Raw genomic sequence first — 3,288 nt, forward strand, 5'->3', positions numbered from 1 at the left:
GGCCGTGCTTGCCGCTCCCTTGCGGCGGCCGGCCGCGCCGCAAAGTCAGGGTTGCTGGATGGTGCAGAATGTTGCTTCAAACCAACTCACTGTTGGGATTGTCTAAAACCGCGATATGCCCGTTAATTCCTCGTGATTGAAGATCTACGCCAGACGATTTGGCTGCTCGCTCCGTGCCTTGGAACCGATACTGCCCGTCCGGCCATTCAGTATGCCTGTAGGCGATTGGCGCCTGCGGCTTGCCCAACTGCATGGCGAAGTCCACGTATTACCGCTCAGGTCCGGTGACATTGCCGCCTCGAGAACCTTTCGCCAAGGCCGATGCCGACTCGAAAGCAATTGGGGTAGATGGCCACGGCGCGCCTTTATTCAGATGATTACGTCCAACTCACAGTCCGCCGTCTCGGTCGAGTAGCGCCCAACATGCGGCGGGGGGGCTGGCGTTTGCCCATTGATGGGCTGCCGAAGATAAAAAGCGCCCGCGCTCCGCGCCCGCTAGTTTAGGTCTCGCCGTAGGTTCAGGAGGGAACGCTTGCACCACAGCCGACGTTGATGGCACAGCGACACGTAACTCGGATTTCTTGGTATGTCCCAATTCGCTGCTGAGGGGCCCACGCACCCTTCAAGCAAAGGCACCGTGGGTGGGCTAATCAAGTCCGCCCTTGTCTACGCTCTTCTTTCCGCCATTCCGCCCGCCAAACAGGGCATAGCCGTTCCGCATCCGGGAGGAGCCGGTGCGGCGCAGAGTGTCCGGCCAGCGCCGCGATCGGCTGACGTTAAGCAAGAGGAACGAGCTGCCGAGGATGGTCGTGGTCGTCATGCGAGTGCCCCCTGGCAGATTCCGTGGGCCGGCTGGAAAGACATCTTGTGGCGTACTTATGCCCGCATTGGGGATGATCGGCTGCTTGCAGTCGCTGCCGGCGTAGTTTTTTACGGGTTACTTGCGATATTTCCGGCAATTACCGCGTTGGTGTCGCTGTATGGGCTGTTCGCAAAAGCCTCGACAATCAGTGAACATCTCGCCCTCGCCAGCGGGGTACTTCCAGCCGGCGGGATGGAAATTATTCAAGAGCAGATCAATAGGATCACAGCAAAGGGTGACGCCAAGCTCAGCTTTGCGTTCGCTGCAAGCTTGGGATTGGCTCTTTGGAGTGCCAACGCCGGAATGAAGGCGGTGATTGACGCGCTTAACGTGACTTACGGTGAAAAGGAAAAGCGAGGGTTCATCAAGCTCAACCTGGTCTCTCTCGCCCTAACGGGAGGCGCGATCCTGGCTCTGCTTGTGGCTATCGGGGCGATCGTGGTCCTGCCACTGGTGTTATCGTACATCGGTTTAGGAGGCTGGACTGAGACACTGCTTCGGCTTCTGCGCTGGCCTCTCCTGCTCTGTCTGGTGATTTTCGGTCTGGCTGTTCTGTACCGGTTTGGACCAAGCAGAGAATCCCCTCGTTGGGAGTGGATCACCGCTGGTAGCGCTTTTGCTGCTGTAGCTTGGCTTGGCGGTTCAGCCCTGCTTTCATGGTATCTGGCGAATTTTGCCCATTACGATGCCACGTATGGCTCCCTGGGCGCTGCGATCGGCATGATGATCTGGATGTGGATGTCATCGATCGTGATTTTGCTGGGCGCTGAACTCAATTCTGAGGTCGAACATCAAACCGCGCGCGACTCGACTACGGGGCACGAAAGGCCAATCGGCGAACGTGGAGCCGCAATGGCGGACACGGTCGGGCGATCAAGCTGAATGCGGGAAGGCCGTCCGAAGCGTCCACGCTAGGCGCGCCGCTGGCGGTCTCGAAGGACCAGTCGCCATAGCCGCACGCGGTCGGGACGCGAGGCAGTACGGGCACCAGGACGCGTGGGGGACCGATAATCGTCCGGGGCGGCGATGGTGGCCCTGACGGCGGGCTGACGACCGAGGGTTGGGTCGGGGTGCCGGATGGTGCAATATTGTCGTAGATGCCGCGCTGACAGGCCCCTCGGAAGAAGGCGAAGGTGCGGTCGTGCGCGTCGAACACCATCTCCTCGAATAGGCCCCGATTTGCGGGCCTTTCGCGGTTTAAACGAGGGGCGTGCGGTCTCTGCCGCGCCCTGAGGTCGCGATAGCGGGCGATTTTCGGCACCCGGTCTCTGCGCTCTCCAAACCCGTTCCTGGCGCAGGCCTGAGTTGCAACGCCCGAGGTCATCCGCCGCCTAATCGAGGCCGAGCTCAAGGCGAAGCCATCCCGCAATATGCGGATGGCCTGCTACACGCAGGAGGAGATTGCCGAAAACCGTGTGCTCGTACGCGCCTTCGGGCCCCGCATGGTGTGCACCCGGTGCGGGATCGTCGGAGCCGACGCGCGGCCGAACTGGCGCGAGCACAGAACGAAGGGGAGGTGACGGACATCCCTCCCCGCCGCCTGGTTCGTCGGCGCGCGGGCGTGAGTTCCGGACAGACCCATTGCCGGATGAGCTTCCTGGGACCATGTGCAGATTGCGGGAGCAAAGCGGGTCCGTTCCTGGCCGCACTGCTTCACAGGGCCCCGGCTGCCGCGACTCGGCCGGGGCCGCGTGTGAAGGGCTGTGCGCCCTTCCTACTGTCAGCCATGAGCGAGATGATTAATGCCGGCCAAAAGAAAGGTCGCTATAGCGGCACTTGCACTCGCCGCGCAAATCACTGACCCACCCCTCGGCGTCCATGCCCGCGACTATGGCCAATACGGGGATATCCCCCAACACATCCGCGATTGGTTCAAGGCGCTGAAAAACCCGCAGAATGGAAGAAGTTGTTGTGACCAATCCGACTGTGCGCGCACAGAGGCGCGCACGCATGGTGACCAATGGCAGGCCCGAGCTCCGGACGGGTCATGGATAACCGTCCCTTCCGATAGTGTTGTATATAATCAAGGTAATCCTACCGGCGAGCCTATTTTATGCGCCGATGCCCCCACGGAGAAGGGGTGGCGAGTGTTGTGCTTCGTTCCTGGCCCTGGCGGATGACCTACTACCGGCGCGGCATCGTCCAGAACCCGACCACATTGAGACCAAGGAAGAATTGCTGGGCAAGTACCAGAAGTTGCATGCCTGACGGAATACGCTGCGGCGCATTCCAGCCCCGAACTGGCGGGAGTTCCGGGCCGCGGGGAATTGGCGAACCGGGCCGCCGTCACCACATAGGTCCAGCGGCCTCGGCCGCGCCCCCCCTCGCGGTCGATTTCAGCACGGATGTACCAGCGGCCCAGCCGCGAGCGGGGAAGCCGGGCTGGCCCCGGCAGGATGAGTTTCGGTTGGCTTGCACGATTCAGA

The 3,288-nt window shown here is 61.4% G+C and carries 2 protein-coding genes; one reads left to right on the forward strand and one right to left on the reverse strand.

What is annotated here, in order from left to right; all coding sequences use genetic code 11:
• Window positions 1–646: 646 nt before the first annotated feature.
• The gene (locus tag ACXWUF_RS20955; RefSeq protein ID WP_458496496.1) at window positions 647–820 is read right to left on the reverse strand and encodes a hypothetical protein; all 174 of its coding nucleotides are present in this window, start codon (window positions 818–820) and stop codon (window positions 647–649) included.
• Between the two features lie 45 nt (window positions 821–865).
• Between ACXWUF_RS20955 and ACXWUF_RS20960 the strand changes: the two genes are divergently transcribed.
• Window positions 866–1,744 (forward strand): YihY/virulence factor BrkB family protein, encoded by an 879-nt coding sequence (locus tag ACXWUF_RS20960; RefSeq protein ID WP_458496497.1) that lies wholly within the window; start codon window positions 866–868, stop codon window positions 1,742–1,744.
• Window positions 1,745–3,288 lie beyond the last annotated feature (1,544 nt).

It is taken from the genome of Methylomagnum sp. (assembly GCF_054333355.1).